Genomic DNA, 18,890 nt, shown 5'->3' with positions numbered 1-18,890 from the left:
TCAATGGCCGCATCCCTTAGCGAACTGTCGACCTATCTCGGCGAGAAGCTGCCTGGCCGCTTCGGCGATGCGGTGCTCGCCTATGGCGAGCTCACCGTCCAGGTCGAGCCGGGCGATCTGGTCGAAGTGATGACTTTCCTGCGCGACGATGCGCGCTGCCAGTTCATATCGATCATCGATGTCTGCGGCGCCGACTATCCGTCGCGGGCCAAGCGCTTCGACGTCGTCTATCACCTGTTGTCGCCGAAACAGAATGTGCGCATCCGCGTCAAGGTGCAGGCCGACGAGGAGACGATGGTGCCGTCGATCACCGGCATCTATCCCGGCGCCGACTGGTTCGAGCGCGAGACCTACGATCTCTATGGCGTGCTGTTTTCGGGCCACCCCGATCTGCGCCGCCTGCTGACCGACTACGGTTTCGAAGGCCATCCGCTGCGCAAGGATTTCCCGCTGACCGGGTTCGTCGAAGTGCGCTACGACGACGAGGCCAAGCGCGTCATCTACGAGCCTGTGGAACTGAAGCAGGAATTCAGGAACTTTGACTTTTTGAGCCCGTGGGAGGGAACCGACTACGTTCTCCCCGGGGACGAAAAAGCCAAGACGAATTGAGGCGCCAGAATGGCTGAAACCTCCGTCCGCAACTTCAACATCAATTTCGGCCCGCAGCATCCTGCCGCGCATGGCGTTTTGCGCCTTGTTCTGGAGCTCGACGGCGAAGTCGTCGACCGCGTCGATCCGCATATCGGCCTGCTGCATCGCGGTACGGAAAAGCTGATCGAGGCAAAAACCTATCTGCAGGCGGTGCCTTATCTCGATCGGCTCGACTATTGCGCGCCGATGAACCAGGAGCACGCCTTCGCGCTCGCCGCCGAGCGCCTGCTCGGGATCGAGGTGCCGAGGCGCGGCCAACTGATCCGCGTGCTCTATTGCGAAATCGGCCGCATCATGTCGCACATCCTCAATGTGACGACGCAGGCGATGGACGTCGGCGCGCTGACGCCGCCGCTGTGGGGCTTCGTCGAGCGCGAAAAGCTGATGGTGTTCTATGAGCGCGCCTCGGGCTCGCGCATGCATGCGGCCTATTTCCGGCCCGGCGGTGTCCACCAGGATCTGCCGCGGCAGCTGGTCGAGGACATCGGCAAATGGATCGACCCGTTCCTGAAATCGCTCGACGATCTCGACAAGCTGCTCACCGGCAACCGTATCTTCAAGCAGCGCAATGTCGATATCGGCATCGTTTCGCTGGCCGACGCCTGGGCCTGGGGCTTCTCGGGCGTCATGGTGCGTGGCTCGGGCTCGCCGTGGGACCTGCGCAAGTCGCAGCCCTATGAGTGCTACTCCGAGATGGATTTCGACATCCCGATCGGCAAGAACGGCGACTGCTTCGACCGTTATCTCTTGCGCATGGAAGAAATGCGCCAGTCGGCACGGATCATGCGCCAGTGCGTCGACCTGCTGCTCGGCAAGGAAAGCACCGGCCCGGTGTCGAACCTCGACGGCAAGGTGGTGCCACCCAAGCGCGCGGCGATGAAGCGCTCGATGGAAGCGCTGATACATCATTTCAAGCTTTATACCGAAGGCTACCGCGTGCCGGCCGGCGAGGTCTATGCGGCGGTCGAGGCGCCGAAGGGGGAGTTCGGCGTCTATCTGGTCTCGGACGGCACCAACAAGCCCTACCGCTGCAAGCTGCGCGCCCCCGGTTTTGCGCATCTGCAAGCCATGGATTTCCTGTGCCGCGGCCACATGCTGGCCGACGTCACCGCCGTTCTCGGCTCCCTCGACATCGTGTTTGGTGAGGTCGATCGCTAAATGTCAGTCCGCCGTCTCGCAGAAGCCAGCGTCCAGCCAGCCTCCTTCGCCTTCAACAAGGCGAACGCGGCGGCTGCCAAGCAATGGATCAAGAAGTACCCGAAGGGCCGCGAGCAGTCGGCGATCATTCCTTTGCTGATGATTGCGCAGGAGCAGGAAGGCTGGGTCACCAAGGCGGCGATCGAGACCATCTCCGACATGCTCGGCATGCCGCGTATTCGGGGGCTCGAGGTCGCGACCTTCTACACGCAGTACCAGTTGAATCCCGTTGGTACCCGTGCGCACATCCAGGTTTGCGGCACCACGCCCTGCATGCTGCGCGGCTCGGAAGCGCTGATGGATGTATGCCGCTCGAAAATCCATCACGATCAGTTCCACACCAATGACAAGGGCACCTTGTCGTGGGAGGAGGTCGAGTGCCTCGGCGCCTGCGTCAATGCACCGATGGTCATGGTGTTCAAGGATACGTTCGAGGATCTGACACCCGAGCGTCTGGCCGAAATCATCGATCTCTACGACGCGGGCAAGGGAGCTTCGGTGACGCCGGGACCGCAGAACGGCCGTACCGGCTCGGAGCCGGCCTCCGGTTTGACGACGCTGAAGAGCGAAAAGGCGATCCTCAAGTCGACCCGCGACCGGGAAGCCCGGGAAGCGGCCAAGGCCGCCAAGGCAGCGCCCGACGCGATCATCGCCGCGCCGGTGCCGGCAAGGGCAGCCGCCCCTGTCGCGCCGTCCAATGCCAGCAAGCCGAAAACCGATACGCCCGAGACCAGCCCGGTATTGAAGACGCCTTCAAAAGCCAAGGTGGCGCCGGCGACGGAGAAGGCGGCGAGCGTTGCTGCGCCGCTGCATTCGGCCGCCAATGCCAACAAGGCAGCGCCGGAAGTCGAGAAGGTCTCCAAGCAGCGCAGTGGACCGACGGTCAGGGCCGAACCGGCATCGGCATTCAAGGCGCCGGAAGCCAAGGTGCGAGCCGCAAAGCCGTCGCTGGAGGACAAGAATCGCCCGGCCGGTATCGACAGGCCGGCCGCGGTCGACGATCTCAAGCTGATCTCCGGGGTCGGCCCGAAGATCGAGGGTATCCTGCACACGCTAGGCATCTTCACCTTCGCGCAGGTCGCGTCGTGGAAGAAGGCCGAACGCGAGTGGGTCGACGGCTATCTCTCCTTCCAGGGCCGCATCGACCGCGACGACTGGGTCCGCCAAGCCAAGGCGCTCGCCAAGGGCGGCGTCGCCGAATACATCCGCGTCTTCGGCAAGAAGCCGGTCTGAGGGACGAAAAATGCTTCAGGACAAAGACCGCATCTTCACCAATATCTACGGCCTCTTCGACAAGTCGCTGGCCGGCGCCATGGCACGCGGCGCCTGGGACAACACGCCCGGCATCGTCGCCAAGGGGCGTGAGTGGATCGTCAACGAAATGAAGGCGTCGGGCCTGCGCGGACGCGGCGGCGCCGGCTTCCCGACCGGGCTGAAATGGTCGTTCATGCCCAAGCAGAGCGACGGCCGGCCGAGCTATCTCGTCATCAACGCCGACGAATCCGAGCCCGGCACCTGCAAGGACCGCGATATCCTGCGCAACGACCCGCACACGCTGGTCGAAGGCGCGTTCCTGGCCGGCTTCGCCATGGGCGCGATTGCCGCCTACATCTATGTGCGCGGCGAGTTCATCCGCGAGCGCGAGGCGCTGCAGCGGGCGATCGAGGAGGCCTACGAGGCCAGGCTGATCGGCAAGAACAACACGTCGGGCTACGATTTCGAAATCTACATGCATCACGGCGCCGGCGCCTATATCTGCGGCGAGGAAACGGCGCTGCTGGAAAGCCTCGAAGGCAAGAAGGGCCAGCCCCGGCTGAAGCCGCCATTCCCGGCCAATGTCGGGCTCTATGGCTGCCCGACGACGGTCAACAACGTCGAATCGATCGCGGTGGCGCCAACCATCCTGCGCCGGGGTGCGGCCTGGTTCTCGTCTTTCGGCCGGCCCAACAATGTCGGCACCAAGCTGTTCTGCGTTTCCGGCCACGTCAACAATCCGTGCACCGTCGAAGAGGCGATGTCGATCCCGTTCCGCGAACTGATCGAGACGCATTGCGGCGGCATCCGCGGCGGCTGGGACAATCTGCTCGCCGTCATTCCGGGCGGCGCCTCGGTGCCGCTGGTGCCGGCCGAGCAGATCATCGACACGCCGATGGATTTCGACGCGCTGCGCGACCTCAAATCCGGCCTCGGCACGGCCGCCGTCATCGTCATGGACAAGTCGACCGATGTCGTGAAGGCGATCGCGCGGTTGTCCTACTTCTACAAGCATGAAAGCTGCGGCCAGTGCACGCCGTGCCGCGAGGGCACCGGCTGGATGTGGCGGGTGATGGAGCGGCTGGTGCGCGGCGAGGCGCAGAAGCGCGAGATCGACATGCTGCTCGACGTCACCAAGCAGGTCGAGGGTCACACGATCTGTGCGCTGGGTGATGCGGCGGCATGGCCGATCCAGGGCTTGATGCGGCATTTCCGTGGTGAGGTGGAGCGGCGCATCGACGAGTTTTCGCGCAACGCGCACCGGGCCGAACCGGTGATGGTGGCGGCGGAATAAAAAGAAACTTTTGAACGCGGGAAGAAATCGGGGCGGGGCGAACGAAGAAACGACCAGGAGAACTCTATGGCGCCGTATTCGACACCCTACCCATTGATGCCCAATTTGGACCAGATCGAGAAGATGAACCAGGACCTGACCAGGATGATGCCGAAGGAGATGGCCAGCGCCGTCAACCTTTTCGCGCACCCTGTCGCGGGTGCGGTGGCGATGTCGGCGCTTGGCATGGGGCTCGCCAATCAAGCCTTCGGCGTCTGGATGGGCGCGCTTTCGGGTGCCGCCGAGGCGTCACAGCGCCTCATGCAGCCGCTGATCGAGGATTTCGAGGCCCGCGTCGAGCAATTCGAAGACGCGTCGTCCAGCAGGGCGCGGGCGACGGCGAAGACCATGATTGCCGAGGCGCAGTCCTTTGCGCAGGAAGTTACGGACATTGCCGCCAAGGAAGCCGCCATCACGGCGCCCGTGGCCGATGCAGGTCCGGCAACGGACGATGCTCCCGGTGTGCTGATGCCCGAGGATTTCCGTCAGCCCAAGGCTATGGAGAGGCCGGCGGAGCCTTCGGATCTGAAGGCGATATCGGGCATCGGTCCGAAGCTGGAGAAGGTGCTGAACGGCCTCGGTATCTGGACGTTCGCCCAGGTCGCCGCATGGTCGCCGCAGGAGATCGCCTGGGTCGACGACTATCTGTCGTTCAAGGGCCGTATCGGCCGTGACGACTGGACTGCCCAGGCGGCGGCGTTGGCGGCGAAGAAGTGAAAGAAATGTCGGGCGTTGCTTCTGTCGCGCCCGGGAAATGAGATTGCGGGAAATCCGCAGGGGTTTGAGACGAATGGCAAAGCTCAAGGTCGACGGGAAAGAAATTACTGTACCCGACCACTACACGCTGCTGCAGGCGGCGGAAGACGCGGGCGCGGAAGTGCCGCGCTTCTGCTTCCATGAGCGGCTGTCGATCGCTGGCAATTGCCGCATGTGCCTGATCGAGGTGAAGGGTGGGCCGCCCAAGCCGCAGGCCTCCTGCGCCATGGGCGTGCGCGACCTGCGCCCCGGTCCGAATGGCGAGCCGCCGGAAATCTTCACCAACACGCCGATGGTCAAGAAGGCCCGGGAAGGCGTGATGGAATTCCTGCTGATCAATCACCCGCTGGATTGCCCGATCTGCGACCAGGGCGGCGAGTGCGACCTGCAGGACCAGGCGATGGCCTTCGGCGTCGATTCCTCGCGCTATCACGAGAACAAGCGCGCGGTGGAAGACAAGTACATCGGCCCGCTGGTCAAGACGGTGATGAACCGCTGCATCCACTGCACGCGCTGCGTCCGCTTCACCACCGAGGTTGCCGGCATTTCCGAACTCGGCCTGATCGGCCGTGGCGAGGATGCCGAGATCACCACCTATCTCGAACAGGCAATGACCTCGGAGTTGCAGGGCAATGTCATCGATCTCTGCCCGGTCGGCGCGCTGACCTCCAAGCCCTTCGCCTTCCAGGCGCGGCCGTGGGAGCTGACCAAGACCGAATCCATCGACGTCATGGATGCCGTCGGTTCGGCGATCCGCGTCGATAGCCGTGGGCGCGAAGTGATGCGCATCCTGCCGCGCGTCAACGAGGCCGTGAACGAGGAATGGATTTCCGACAAGACCCGCTTCATCTGGGACGGCCTGCGCACGCAGCGCCTCGACCGGCCCTATGTGCGCAAGGACGGCAAGCTGGTTCCGGCGAGTTGGGCCGAAGCGTTCGCTTCGATCAAGGACGCGGTGTCGAAGACGACGCCTGAGAGGATCGGCGCGATCGCGGGCGATCTCGCGGCGGTCGAGGAGATCTTTGCGTTGAAGCTTCTGATGGCTTCGCTCGGATCGAAGAACATCGATTGCCGCCAGGATGGCGCCGCGCTCGATCCGGCGCTCGGACGCGCCAGCTATATCTTCAATCCGACCATCGAAGGCATCGAGCGGGCCGACGCGGTGCTGATCATCGGCGCCAATCCGCGCTTCGAGGCCTCGGTGCTCAATACCCGCATCCGCAAGCGCTGGCGCCTCGGCAATCTGCCGGTCGGCGTCATCGGCGATATCGGCGATACGCGCTACGACTACGAGCAGCTGGGCGCCGGGCCGGACTCGCTGAAGGATCTGGCTGATGGCAACGGCAAGTTCTTCCAGACGCTGAAGAAGGCGACGCACCCGCTTGTTATCGTCGGCCAGGGCGCTCTGGCGCGCACCGATGGTGCGGCCGTGCTCGGCCAGGCGGCCAGGCTCGCCGCGGCCGTCAATGCTGTCCGCGCCGACTGGAACGGCTTTGCCGTGCTGCATACTGCAGCGGCGCGCGTCGGCGGCCTCGATCTCGGCTTCGTGCCGGGCGAGGGTGGCAAGAACGTCGCCGGCATGCTGGGCGAGACGGACGTGCTGTTCCTGCTCGGTGCCGACGAGATCGACATGAGCAAGACCGGCGGCGCCTTCGTCGTCTATGTCGGCACGCATGGCGACGCCGGCGCGCACCGCGCCAATGTCATCCTGCCTGCGGCGGCCTATACCGAAAAATCCGGCACCTACGTCAACACCGAGGGTCGCGTGCAGCAGACCAACCGCGCCGGCTTCGCACCGGGCGATGCGCGCGAGGACTGGGCGATCCTGCGGGCACTGTCCGACGTGCTGGGCAAGAAACTGCCGTTCGATTCGCTGCCGCAGCTGCGCGCCAAGCTTTATGGCGAGTATCCGCATCTCGCCCGCATCGACCAGGTCGCGGCCGGCAATCCCGAGGACATCGCCGGCGTGGCGAAGCTCGGCGGGCGGCTGAACAAGGGCACGTTCACCTCGCCGGTCAAGGATTTCTATCTGACCAACCCGATCGCGCGGGCATCGGCCGTGATGGCGGAATGCTCGGCACTGGCCAAGAGCGGCTTCAAGCAGGCGGCGGAATAAGCATGGACACCTTCTTCTCCTTCTACGTGCTGCCGGCGCTGCTGATCCTGCTGAAGTCAGTCGTGCTGATCGTCGTGCTGCTGATCTTCGTCGCCTACATCCTCTACGCCGACCGCAAGATCTGGGCGGCCGTGCAGCTTCGCCGCGGCCCGAACGTCGTCGGCCCCTGGGGCACGCTGCAGGCCTTCGCCGATCTGTTGAAGTTCGTGTTCAAGGAGCCGGTCATCCCCTCCGGCGCCAACAAGGGCGTCTTCCTGCTGGCGCCGCTGGTCTCTGCCGTGCTGGCGATCTCGGCCTGGGCGGTGATTCCGGTCAGCCAGGGTTGGGCGATCGCCAACGTCAATGTCGGCATCCTCTATGTCTTCGCCATTTCCTCGCTCGAGGTCTATGGCGTGATCATGGGCGGCTGGGCATCCAACTCGAAATATCCGTTCCTCGGCGCGCTGCGCTCGGCCGCGCAGATGGTGTCGTATGAAGTCTCGATCGGCTTCGTCATCGTCACGGTGCTGCTCACCGCCGGCTCGCTCAACCTCAGCGATATCGTGTTGTCGCAGCAGGGTGGGCTTGGTACGCGGCTTGGCCTGCCCAATACGTTCCTGGACTGGAACTGGCTGGCGCTGTTCCCGATGTTCATCATCTTCTTCATCTCGGCGCTGGCCGAGACGAACCGTCCGCCCTTCGATCTGGTCGAAGCCGAATCGGAGTTGGTCGCCGGTCACATGGTCGAATATTCGTCGACGCCGTTCCTGCTGTTCTTCCTCGGTGAATATGTCGCCATCGTGCTGATGTGTGCCTTGGCCACCATCCTGTTCCTCGGCGGCTGGCTGCCGCCCTTCGACTTCGCGCCCTTCACCTGGGTGCCCGGGGTCATCTGGTTCGTGCTGAAGGTCTGCTTCGTGTTCTTCGGCATCTCGATGGTGAAGGCCTTCGTGCCGCGCTACCGCTACGACCAGCTGATGCGGTTGGGCTGGAAAGTGTTCCTGCCGATCTCGCTGTTCATGGTCGTCGCCACCGCGGCCTTCCTCAAGATCACGGGGTTTGCGTGATGTCCGCTCTTTCCCAGGCCGCAAAATCGCTGCTGCTGCAGGATTTCGTCAGCGCCTTCTTCCTGTCGATGCGCCAGTTCTTCGCGCCGAAGGAGACGATCAACTATCCGCACGAGAAGGGGCCGATCAGCCCGCGCTTCCGCGGCGAGCATGCGCTGCGCCGCTATCCCAATGGCGAGGAACGCTGCATCGCCTGCAAATTGTGCGAGGCGATCTGCCCGGCGCAGGCGATCACCATCGAGGCTGGCCCGCGCCGCAATGACGGCACGCGCCGCACGGTGCGTTACGACATCGACATGGTGAAGTGCATCTATTGCGGCTTCTGCCAGGAAGCTTGCCCGGTCGACGCCATCGTCGAGGGGCCGAATTTCGAGTTCGCGACGGAGACACGCGAGGAACTCTACTACGACAAGGACAGGCTGCTGGCGAATGGCGACCGGTGGGAGCGCGAACTGGCGCGCAACATCTCGCTGGATGCGCCGTACCGCTGATATTTGACGCATGGACGGGGCGAGGCGCCTCGTCTAGAGGGTGATCCCGAAAAGTTGCAGACTTTTCGGACAAGATCATCCTCCGGAAGACAAAAGTGTCGCACGTTTCTTTCGATCGGGTATTTCAACCCGATCGGAACATGCGATAGGACAACGCGGCTTCGGTACCGGAAGTGGGACGAAGCCAGAGATAACGAACAGGACGATTGTCCTGTTTGGACAGGAACCCGGGGGATCCCCAATGCTGAGTGGACTAGAGGCGGCCTTTTTCTACCTCTTCGCCTTTGTCGCGGTGGCGTCGGCGTTCATGGTCATTTCGTCGCGCAACCCCGTGCATTCGGTGCTGTTCCTGATCCTGACCTTCTTCAACGCCGCCGGCCTGTTCATGCTGACCGGCGCCGAGTTCCTGGCGATGATCCTGCTCGTCGTCTATGTCGGCGCCGTCATGGTGCTGTTCCTGTTCGTCGTCATGATGCTCGACGTCGACTTCGCCGAGATGAAGGAGGGAGCCCTGCAATACGCGCCGATCGGCGCGCTGGTCGGACTGATCCTGGCGGCGGAGCTGATCATCGTGCTGGGCGGCTACACCTTCGCGCCAAAGCTCGCCTCGACCGTCGCAAAGCCCATTCCGGATCTTGCCGCGCGCTCGAACACGGCAGCGCTCGGCGACATCCTCTATACCGACTACCTCTACTACTTCCAGATTTCGGGCCTCATCCTGCTGGTTGCCATGATCGGCGCCATCGTCCTGACGCTACGCCACAAGGAAGGGGTCAAGCGGCAGTCGATCGCAGCTCAGGTCGGCCGCACAGCGGCGACCGGCATGGAAATCCGCAAGGTCAAGTCGGGCGAAGGAGTCTGAGATGGTCGTCGGCATCGCACATTATCTGACCGTATCGGCGATCCTGTTCACGCTCGGCGTGTTCGGCATCTTCCTCAACCGCCGCAACATCATCGTCATCCTGATGTCGATCGAATTGATCCTGCTCGCGGTCAATATCAACTTCGTCGCCTTTTCGGCGGCGCTCGGCGACCTGGTCGGCCAGGTGTTCGCGCTCTTCGTGCTGACGGTCGCGGCGGCTGAGGCCGCCATCGGACTTGCCATTCTCGTCGTCTTCTTCCGCAACCGTGGCTCGATCGCGGTCGAAGACGTGAACGCCATGAAGGGTTGACGGAACCACCATGTATCAGGCCATCGTCTTCCTTCCACTGCTCGGCTTCCTGATCGTCGGCCTGTTCGGCACGTCGCTCGGTGCCAAGGCATCCGAATACATCACCTCCGGCTTCCTGGTGATCGCGGCTGTGCTGTCATGGATCGCCTTCTTCTCCGTCGGCTTCGGCCATGGCGAGGTGTTCACCGTGCCGGTGCTGCACTGGATCCAGTCCGGCGGCCTGGACGCCTCCTGGGCACTCAGGATCGACACGCTGACGGTGGTGATGCTGGTGGTGGTCAACACCGTGTCGGCGCTGGTTCACATCTATTCGATCGGCTACATGCACCACGATCCGAACCGGCCGCGCTTCTTCGCCTATCTGTCGCTGTTCACCTTCGCCATGCTGATGCTGGTGACGGCAGACAATCTCGTGCAGATGTTCTTCGGCTGGGAAGGGGTGGGCCTCGCGTCCTACCTGCTGATCGGCTTCTGGTACAAGAAGCCGTCGGCCAATGCCGCCGCCATCAAGGCCTTCGTCGTCAACCGCGTCGGCGATTTCGGCTTCGCGCTCGGCATTTTCGGCGTCTTCGTGCTGTTCGGCTCGGTCAATCTCGGCACGATCTTCGCCAATGCAGCGACGTTCATTCCTGCCGAAGGCGCGCCGCAGGGTGCGGCCGTGCTCACCTTCCTCGGCCATGCGCTCGACAAGCAGGCGGCGATGACCGTCGTCTGCCTGCTGCTGTTCATGGGCGCCATGGGCAAGTCGGCGCAGGTGCCGCTGCACACCTGGCTGCCGGACGCCATGGAAGGCCCGACCCCGGTGTCGGCGCTCATCCATGCCGCCACGATGGTGACGGCGGGCGTGTTCATGCTGGCACGGCTGTCGCCGCTGTTCGAATTATCGCATTCGGCGCTGACGGTGGTGACCTTCATCGGCGCCTTCACCGCCTTCTTCGCGGCGACCGTCGGCCTCGTCCAGAACGACATCAAACGCGTCATCGCCTATTCGACCTGCTCGCAGCTCGGCTACATGTTCGTGGCGCTCGGCGTCGGCGCTTATGGCGCGGCGATCTTCCACCTGTTCACACACGCTTTCTTCAAGGCGCTGCTGTTCCTCGGCTCTGGCTCGGTCATCCATGCCGTCTCCGACGAGCAGGACATGCGCAAGATGGGCGGTTTGAGGAAGCTGATCCCGACCACCTACTGGATGATGGTGATCGGCACTCTGGCGCTGACCGGCGTTGGCATTCCGGTGACCGTCATCGGCACCGCCGGCTTCTTCTCCAAGGACGCCATCATCGAAACCGCCTTTGTCGGGCACAATTCCGTCGCGGTCCTGGCCTTCGTGGCTCTGGTCATCGCCGCCGGCTTCACCTCTTTCTATTCCTGGCGGCTGATCTTCATGACCTTCCATGGCGAGCCGCGGGCGAGCCACGAGGTGATGCATCACGTCCATGAATCGCCGCCGGTGATGCTGGTGCCGCTGTTCATCCTGGCGGCGGGTGCGCTGTTTGCCGGCATCATCTTCCACGGCGCCTTCATCGGCGAAGGCTATGCCGAGTTCTGGAAGGCGTCGCTGTTCACGCTGGCGGACAATCACATCCTGCACGAGATCCACGAATTGCCGCTGTGGGTCGAACTCTCGCCCTTCGTCGCCATGCTGATCGGCTTGGCGCTGGCCTGGCAGTTCTACATCCGTTCGCCGGAAATGCCGAGGAATCTCGCTGCCCAGCATCGCGGGCTCTACGCCTTCCTGCTCAACAAGTGGTATTTCGACGAGCTCTACGACTTCCTGTTCGTGCGTCCGGCCAAGCGTCTCGGTTCCTTCCTGTGGAAGACCGGCGACGGGACCATCATCGATGGTCTTGGGCCGGACGGTATTTCGGCGCGCGTCGTCGATGTCACCAACCGCGTCGTCAAGCTGCAGACCGGCTATCTCTACCACTATGCCTTCGCCATGCTGATCGGCGTTGCCGCACTCGTCACCTGGATGATGCTCTGATGACCGCCTGGCCAATCCTCTCGCTGGTCACCTTCCTGCCGTTGGTTGGTGTGCTGCTGATCCTGTTCATCAACGATGACAGCGAAAACGCGCGCCGCAACATCCGCGCCATTGCGTTCATAACCACGGCGTTCACCTTCCTGGTGTCGCTGTTGATCTGGACCGGCTTCGACAATTCGCAGGCCGGCTTCCAGTTCGTCGAAAAGGCCGCCTGGCTCGATTCCGGCATTTCCTACCATATGGGCGTCGACGGCATTTCCATGCTGTTCGTCATCCTGACGACCTTCCTGATGCCGCTTTGCATCCTGGCGTCGTGGGAAGCGATCGAGAAGCGCGTCAAGGCGTACATGATCGCCTTCCTGCTGCTCGAGACGCTGATGATCGGCGTGTTCTGCGCGCTGGACATCGTGCTGTTCTACGTCTTCTTCGAAGCCGGCCTGATCCCGATGTTCATCATCATCGGCGTGTGGGGCGGCAAGCGGCGCGTCTACGCCTCGTTCAAGTTCTTCCTCTATACGCTGGCCGGCTCGGTGCTGATGCTGCTCGCCGTCATGGCGATGTTCTTCCAGTCCGGCACCACCGACATCCCGACGCTTTTGACGCACAGCTTCCCGGCCAACATGCAGACATGGCTGTGGCTAGCCTTCTTCGCCTCCTTCGCGGTGAAGATGCCGATGTGGCCGGTGCACACCTGGCTGCCGGACGCTCACGTCGAGGCGCCGACGGCCGGCTCGGTCATCCTGGCCGCCATCCTCTTGAAAATGGGCGGGTACGGCTTCCTGCGCTTCTCCCTGCCGATGTTCCCGCTGGCGTCCGAGATGTTCGCGCCGCTGGTGTTCACGCTGTCGGTCGTCGCCATCATCTACACCTCGCTGGTGGCGCTGATGCAGGAGGACATGAAGAAGCTGATCGCCTATTCGTCGGTCGCCCATATGGGCTTCGTCACCATGGGCATCTTCGCCATGAACCAGGAAGGCGTGCAGGGCGCGATCTTCCAGATGCTCAGCCACGGCCTGGTCTCGGGCGCGCTGTTCCTGTGCGTCGGCGTCATCTATGACCGCATGCATACCCGTGAGATCGCGGCCTATGGCGGCCTCGTCAACAACATGCCGAAATACGCCACCGCGTTCATGATCTTCACCATGGCCAATGTCGGCCTGCCTGGCACGTCAGGCTTCGTCGGCGAGTTCCTGACCATGCTCGGCGTGTTCCGCGTCAACACCTGGGTGGCGTTCTTCGCCGCTACCGGCGTCATCCTGTCGGCCGCCTACGCGCTTTGGCTCTATCGCCGGGTGATCTTCGGCGCGCTGACCAAGGACAGCCTGAAGGGGCTACTCGATCTGTCGACCCGCGAGAAGGCGATCATCTATCCCCTGGTCGTGCTGGTCATCTTCTTCGGCGTCTATCCCGCACCCGTCTTCGACGCGACGGCCCAGTCGGTCAAGTCGCTCGTCACCAATGTCACCGCATCCATCGGCGCCGCGCAGACCGCGGCGGCGAACTGACCCAGGGGTTTTGCGAACCATGACGCCGGACCTTCTCTCCAGCCTGTCGCTCTCGACGCCCGAGCTGATCCTTGCCATCGGCGCGCTCGCGCTGCTGATGGTCGGGGCCTATTCGCGTTCCAACACCGCCAACACGGTGACCGGCCTTGCCGTCGCCGTGCTGGTGATCGCAGGCGCCTGGCTGATCTTCCACGCAGGGCAGGGCAGCGCCTATGGCAACGCCTTCATCCAGGATTCCTTTGCCCGCTTCATGAAGGTGCTGGCGCTGGTCGGCTCGGCGGTGACGCTCGTCATGTCGATGCGCTTTGCCAAGGTGGAGCGTTTCGACAAGTTCGAATATCCGGTGCTGATCCTGCTTTGCACGCTCGGCATGATGCTGATGATCTCGGCCAACGGCATGATCGGGCTCTATCTCGGCCTCGAACTGCAGTCGCTGGCGATCTATGTGCTGGCGGCGATCAATCGAGACAATCTGCGTTCGACCGAGGCCGGCCTGAAATATTTCGTCCTCGGTGCGCTGTCTTCGGGCATGCTGCTCTACGGCATCAGCCTGGTCTATGGTTACACCGGCAACTTGGGCTTCCACGAGATCGCCACGGCGCTTGGCGGCGGCGAGCGCCAGCTCGGCCTCGTCGTCGGCCTGGTCTTCGTGCTGGCCGGTCTTGCCTTCAAGATCTCGGCCGTGCCGTTTCACATGTGGACGCCCGACGTCTATGAAGGCGCGCCGACGCCGGTGACGGCCTTCCTGGCGGCGGCACCGAAAATGGCGGCGATGGCGCTGATCGTGCGCGTCACCATGGGCGCGTTCAAGCCGATCGCTTCCGACTGGCAGCAGATCATCGTCTTCATCTCGATCGCCTCCATGGCGCTTGGCGCCTTCGCCGCCATCGGTCAGACCAACATCAAGCGGCTGATGGCCTATTCCTCGATCGGTCATATGGGCTATGCGCTGGTGGGCCTTGCCGCCAACAGCCAGGCCGGCGTGCGCGGCGTCGCCATCTACATGCTGATCTACCTGGTGATGACGCTTGGCACCTTCGCCTTCATCCTCGCCATGCGGCGCAAGGAAGGCAATGTCGAGCAGATCAGCGATCTCGCCGGCCTGTCGTCGACCAACCCGGTGATGGCGACGATCCTGACCGTCCTGATGTTCTCGCTGGCCGGCATTCCGCCGCTCGCCGGCTTCTGGGGAAAATGGTACGTCTTCCTCGCCGCCATCAACGCCAATCTCTATGCGCTGGCGATCATCGGCGTGCTGGCCTCGGTGGTGGGCGCCTACTACTATCTGCGCATCATCAAGATCATGTGGTTCGATGAGCCGGTCGGCGGCTTCGTGCCGATGGCCAGCGAATTGCGTGTCGTGCTCGGCGTCAGTGGCGCCTTCGTGCTGTTCTATGTGCTGATCGGCGGGCCGATCGGCACCTATGCCGAAGCCGCCGCCAAGACATTTTTCTGACGGGATGGCATTTCGGCTGGCTCCAACCTCGGCGTCGGAAGGGTTCCGGCTCGAGGCGCATGACAGTGTCGGCTCCACCAACGCGCTGGCGCTGGACCATGCCCGGGCGGGCGACCCGGGCAAGCTCTGGGTCGTTTCCAAGAGGCAGGAGAGCGGGCGCGGCCGGCGTGGCCGTGCCTGGGCAACGCCGGAAGGCAATCTGGCGGCGACGCTGCTCCTCATCACCGGCGGCGAACTTCGACTTGCCGCGACGCTCGGTTTCGTCGCCGGGCTGGCGTTGGCCGACGCACTCGACGCGGTGGTGCCGAAGGGCCGCATCGCGATAGGCCTCGACGGCGCGAGCCAGGGACAGAACCGCTTCGAGCTGAAATGGCCGAACGACGTGCTCGCCTCCGGGGCCAAGCTCGCCGGCATCCTCCTGGAATCGGCGATGCTTGACGGTGGCCGCTTCGCAGTGGCGGTCGGCATCGGCGTCAACGTGGTGGCGCACCCGCGGGATTTGCCGTATCCCGCGACATCGCTTCATGCGTTGGGCGCGGCTTGCGATGCCGAAACGCTGTTTCTGGCGCTGTCGGATGCCTGGAGCGAGAATGCCCGCCTTTGGGACGAAGGACGTGGCCTTGCCGCCATCAGGAAGCGTTGGCTTGCCCGCGCAGCGGGCCTTGGCGGCGAGGTTGCTGTCAGAATTGACGGTAATGTGGTGCGTGGCGTCTTCGAGACCATTGACGAGGACTGCCGTTTCGTGATCCGCGACGATGAGGGGTCTGTTCTGACGGTCGCCGCCGGCGATGTGCATTTCGGCGCGGTTGCGTCCGCGCGGGTATAGTTTTGTTTTTGAGCAATTCCGGACTGAAAACCGTTAGACACTTTTTCTGGAATTGCATTAACGGCTTGGCCTGAGGGCCAGGAAGGGAAAAATCATGGCGAAAGCGGACAACGCCGAACTCGTCTTCGTGCCGCTCGGCGGCGTCGGCGAGATCGGCATGAACTTCGCCCTCTACGGCTACGGCCCGCCGAGTGCGCGCGAGTGGATCGTCATCGATGTCGGCGTCACCTTTCCCGACGCGGCGCATCCGGGCGTCGACCTGATCCTGCCCGACACGCGCTTCATCGAGGAGAACCTCGCCAATTTGCGCGGCATCATCATCACCCACGCGCATGAGGACCACTACGGCGCGTTGCTCGACACCTGGCCGAAGCTGAAGGCACCGGTCTGGATGACGCCGTTCAGCGCCGGGCTGCTGGAAGCCAAGCGGCAGGGCGAGCAGGGTGCGCCGAAGATCCCGCTGACGATCTACCGGGCGGGCGAAAAGTTCACTGTCGGTCCCTTCGAGATCGAAGCCATTCCGGTGGCGCACTCCATTCCCGAACCGATGTCGCTGGCGATCACCTCGCCGGCCGGTACCGTCATCCATACCGGCGACTGGAAGATCGATCCAGAACCGACGATCGGACCCAAGACCGACGAGGCGCGATTCCGCGCCTATGGCGACAAGGGCGTGCTGGCGCTGATCTGCGATTCGACCAATGCGCTGCGCGAAGGCGAGTCGCCTTCGGAAGTGGCCGTGGGTGAGGGCCTGAAAGGCGTCATCCAGGCCGCCAAGGGTCGCGTCGCCGTCACCACCTTCTCCTCCAATGTCGGACGCATCGTCTCGATCGCCAGGGCGGCGCGCGATGCCAGCCGCCAGTGCCTGGTGCTCGGCCGCTCGCTGAAGCGCGTCATCGATGTGGCTGACGAGCTTGGCTATATGGACGGGCTGCCGGAGTTCATCGCCGAGGAGGATTTCGGATTCATCCCGCGCGAGAACCTGGTCATCATCTGCACCGGCAGCCAGGGCGAGCCGCTGGCGGCGCTGGCGAAGCTGTCGCGCGACGAGATGAAATCGGTGTCGCTGACGGCGGGCGACACGGTGGTGTTTTCCTCGCGCACCATTCCCGGCAACGAGAAGGCGATCCTCGAAATCAAGAACCGCCTGATCGATCTCGGCATCAAGATCATCGAGGACGGCGATGCGCTGGTACACGTCTCCGGCCATCCCCGGCGCAGTGAACTGCGCAAGATGTATGAATGGGTGCGTCCGCAGATCGGCGTTCCCGTGCATGGCGAGGCCGCGCATCTGGTGGCGCAGGGTTCGCTGATGTCGACGTCGGGCATCGGCCAGGTGGCGCAGGTGCGCGACGGCGACATGCTGCGGCTCGCGCCAGGTCCGGCCACCATCATCGACCAGGTGCCGTTCGGCCGTGTCTACAAGGACGGCAACCTGATCGGCACCGACCAGGCGATGGGTATTCGCGACCGGCGCAAATTGTCCTTTGCCGGCCATGTCGCGGTCAATGTCGTGCTCGACGAGAAGTATGAACTGGCCGGCGATCCCGATCTGGTCGCAATCGGCGTCGCCGAGGCCGATGGCCGTGGCGAGACGCTCGAGGATCTGATGATCGATGCGGCCGTCGGCGCGGTCGAATCGATCCCCCGTCAGCGCCGCAAGGACCTCGACCTCGTGCAGGAGGCGGTGCGGCGCGCGGTGCGCGGCGCGGCCAACGAAGCCTGGGGCAAGAAACCGCTGGTGACGGTGTTCGTCACCAGGTGACGGGCAATGGCTGGACATTCAGCTGGCAGCCGACGGGAAGCCAGCGAAAAGAACGCTTCGCCAATTCGATGTAGCCAGGCCTGGAAAATGGCATGTGATGGCCGGTGACCAGCAGAGGGCGCCGGCGGCTGTCCGGCCGCGAAGGCCGATGCAAGCCTGTCTCTGATATCGACGGCGTCGAGCAGGGCGGCACTTTGAACGACCCGAGATCGAAGATGAAAACGCTGGCGCGGGCAGGCCTGATTCCGGACATTCCCTTTGTGCTTCGCTGATACCGGTGGAACAGGTGCGACAGTGCGCGCCTCCTGAATGACTGTCGGTCTCGGTTGATTTGACGTATGACGCCAATGTTGGACCTGGGAGAAAAAGCTCGGACATGCTCGGACGGCTGAACCATGTCGCGCTCGCGGTGCCGGACTTGGCCGCCGCCATTGCAGCTTACCGCAACACGCTCGGCGCCGAAGTGACCGAGCCGCAGGCTTTGCCGGAGCATGGTGTCACCGTGGTGTTCGTCAATGTCGGCAACACCAAGATCGAATTGCTGGAGCCGCTTGGCGAGGGCTCGCCGATCGCGGCATTCCTGGCGAAGAACCCGTCGGGCGGCATGCATCATCTCTGCTACGAGGTCGACGACATCCTGGCCGCGCGCGACCAGCTCAAGGCCGCCGGCGCCCGCGTGCTTGGCGACGGCAATCCCAAGATCGGTGCGCACGGCAAGCCGGTGTTGTTCCTGCATCCGAAGGATTTCTTCGGTACGCTGATCGAACTGGAGCAATCATGAACTGGGTCTCGTTCACCGCCCTGTTTTTCGCGACCTGGTGGGTGGTGCTGTTTGCCGTTCTGCCGTTCAGCGTCAAGACGCAGGACGACGACCACGACGTGACGCTGGGCACGGTTCCGAGCGCGCCGCGCGGGCCGCATATGTTGCGTGCCGTGATCCGCACCAGCATCGCGACGGCGATCCTGATGAGCATTTTCTACGGTTTGACGCACGGGCTGGGATACAGCCTCAACGACATCCCGCACATCGTGCCGGATTTCGGCCAGACCCCAACGAAATAGAAAGTCCTGGGATTGAGATGAGGCCCCGCCCGGCGGCCATGGGCTGCTGACGCAAGGTCATGTAGCCTGGCAATTCGCGGCGCTAACCAGATGATTGCACAAAAAAAATGCAAGGCACAAGGCCTTGCAATTAAACGCGTCCGATCTGTTTCCGGTATCCGGCGGCAGCGAGTAACCGCGCCTAGATCGCATCCTCCCAAGACTTTGACCGCGTAGGAAGGCAGATTTGTTTCTGCCCTCTCGGTTATCAGGGCACATTAGCCTAACGGAAATGAA

Annotated in this window: 17 protein-coding genes; all 17 read left to right on the top strand. The window is 63.3% G+C overall.

Annotated features, from left to right (window positions below):
- The first annotated feature begins 3 nt into the window (after nucleotides 1-3).
- Complete coding sequence (locus tag LB536_RS28780; RefSeq protein WP_140758034.1) at nucleotides 4-609, top strand: NADH-quinone oxidoreductase subunit C; 606 nt, start codon at nucleotides 4-6, stop codon at nucleotides 607-609.
- A 9-nt stretch (nucleotides 610-618) separates the two neighbouring features.
- Complete coding sequence (locus LB536_RS28775; protein ID WP_140758033.1) at nucleotides 619-1,809, top strand: NADH-quinone oxidoreductase subunit D; 1,191 nt, start codon at nucleotides 619-621, stop codon at nucleotides 1,807-1,809.
- Nucleotides 1,810-3,081 carry an NADH-quinone oxidoreductase subunit E gene (locus LB536_RS28770; protein WP_224598470.1) on the top strand — a complete coding sequence of 424 codons (1,272 nt, stop codon included), beginning with the start codon at nucleotides 1,810-1,812 and terminating at the stop codon, nucleotides 3,079-3,081.
- Nucleotides 3,082-3,091: 10 nt separating this feature from the next.
- Entirely contained in the window at nucleotides 3,092-4,396 is a 1,305-nt protein-coding gene (gene nuoF / locus LB536_RS28765; RefSeq protein ID WP_224598467.1) for an NADH-quinone oxidoreductase subunit NuoF, read from the top strand.
- Nucleotides 4,397-4,462: 66 nt separating this feature from the next.
- The gene (locus LB536_RS28760; RefSeq protein WP_224598464.1) at nucleotides 4,463-5,152 is read left to right on the top strand and encodes an NADH-ubiquinone dehydrogenase; all 690 of its coding nucleotides are present in this window, start codon (nucleotides 4,463-4,465) and stop codon (nucleotides 5,150-5,152) included.
- Nucleotides 5,153-5,225: 73 nt separating this feature from the next.
- A complete protein-coding gene (gene nuoG / locus LB536_RS28755; RefSeq protein ID WP_224598461.1) occupies nucleotides 5,226-7,307 on the top strand; it encodes an NADH-quinone oxidoreductase subunit NuoG in 2,082 nt (693 codons plus the stop codon).
- 2 nt (nucleotides 7,308-7,309) lie between these two features.
- A complete protein-coding gene (gene nuoH / locus LB536_RS28750) occupies nucleotides 7,310-8,353 on the top strand; it encodes an NADH-quinone oxidoreductase subunit NuoH (RefSeq protein WP_023763315.1) in 1,044 nt (347 codons plus the stop codon).
- Nucleotides 8,353-8,844, top strand: a complete 492-nt coding sequence (gene nuoI, locus LB536_RS28745; RefSeq protein WP_027025978.1) for an NADH-quinone oxidoreductase subunit NuoI — start codon at nucleotides 8,353-8,355, stop codon at nucleotides 8,842-8,844. Before nuoH ends, nuoI begins: the two co-directional genes overlap by 1 nt.
- A 241-nt stretch (nucleotides 8,845-9,085) precedes the next feature.
- On the top strand, nucleotides 9,086-9,706 hold the full coding sequence (locus LB536_RS28740) for an NADH-quinone oxidoreductase subunit J (protein ID WP_224598459.1): 621 nt from the start codon (nucleotides 9,086-9,088) through the stop codon (nucleotides 9,704-9,706).
- Between the two features lies 1 nt (nucleotide 9,707).
- Complete coding sequence (gene nuoK / locus LB536_RS28735) at nucleotides 9,708-10,016, top strand: NADH-quinone oxidoreductase subunit NuoK (protein WP_140758028.1); 309 nt, start codon at nucleotides 9,708-9,710, stop codon at nucleotides 10,014-10,016.
- A 10-nt stretch (nucleotides 10,017-10,026) separates the two neighbouring features.
- Complete coding sequence (nuoL, locus tag LB536_RS28730) at nucleotides 10,027-12,000, top strand: NADH-quinone oxidoreductase subunit L (protein ID WP_224598457.1); 1,974 nt, start codon at nucleotides 10,027-10,029, stop codon at nucleotides 11,998-12,000.
- On the top strand, nucleotides 12,000-13,505 hold the full coding sequence (locus tag LB536_RS28725; RefSeq protein WP_224598455.1) for an NADH-quinone oxidoreductase subunit M: 1,506 nt from the start codon (nucleotides 12,000-12,002) through the stop codon (nucleotides 13,503-13,505). The genes nuoL and LB536_RS28725 overlap by 1 nt, the downstream gene beginning before the upstream one ends.
- Before the next feature lie 19 nt (nucleotides 13,506-13,524).
- Nucleotides 13,525-14,961 carry an NADH-quinone oxidoreductase subunit NuoN gene (gene nuoN, locus LB536_RS28720; protein WP_140758025.1) on the top strand — a complete coding sequence of 479 codons (1,437 nt, stop codon included), beginning with the start codon at nucleotides 13,525-13,527 and terminating at the stop codon, nucleotides 14,959-14,961.
- A gap of 4 nt (nucleotides 14,962-14,965) precedes the next feature.
- Nucleotides 14,966-15,787 (top strand): biotin--[acetyl-CoA-carboxylase] ligase, encoded by an 822-nt coding sequence (locus LB536_RS28715; RefSeq protein ID WP_224598453.1) that lies wholly within the window; start codon nucleotides 14,966-14,968, stop codon nucleotides 15,785-15,787.
- Nucleotides 15,788-15,881: 94 nt separating this feature from the next.
- Nucleotides 15,882-17,552, top strand: coding sequence for a ribonuclease J (locus LB536_RS28710; protein ID WP_224598451.1), 1,671 nt, complete (start codon nucleotides 15,882-15,884; stop codon nucleotides 17,550-17,552).
- Nucleotides 17,553-17,928: 376 nt separating this feature from the next.
- A complete protein-coding gene (gene mce, locus LB536_RS28705; RefSeq protein ID WP_208702194.1) occupies nucleotides 17,929-18,333 on the top strand; it encodes a methylmalonyl-CoA epimerase in 405 nt (134 codons plus the stop codon).
- Nucleotides 18,330-18,614: a DUF1467 family protein gene (locus tag LB536_RS28700; RefSeq protein WP_224598450.1), complete on the top strand. Its 285-nt coding sequence runs from the start codon at nucleotides 18,330-18,332 to the stop codon at nucleotides 18,612-18,614. The genes mce and LB536_RS28700 overlap by 4 nt, the downstream gene beginning before the upstream one ends.
- Nucleotides 18,615-18,890: the final 276 nt, after the last annotated feature.

It is taken from the genome of Mesorhizobium sp. ES1-3 (assembly GCF_020164795.1).
Lineage (GTDB): Bacteria > Pseudomonadota > Alphaproteobacteria > Rhizobiales > Rhizobiaceae > Mesorhizobium.
This window is presented reverse-complemented; position numbering and strand designations above follow the sequence as displayed.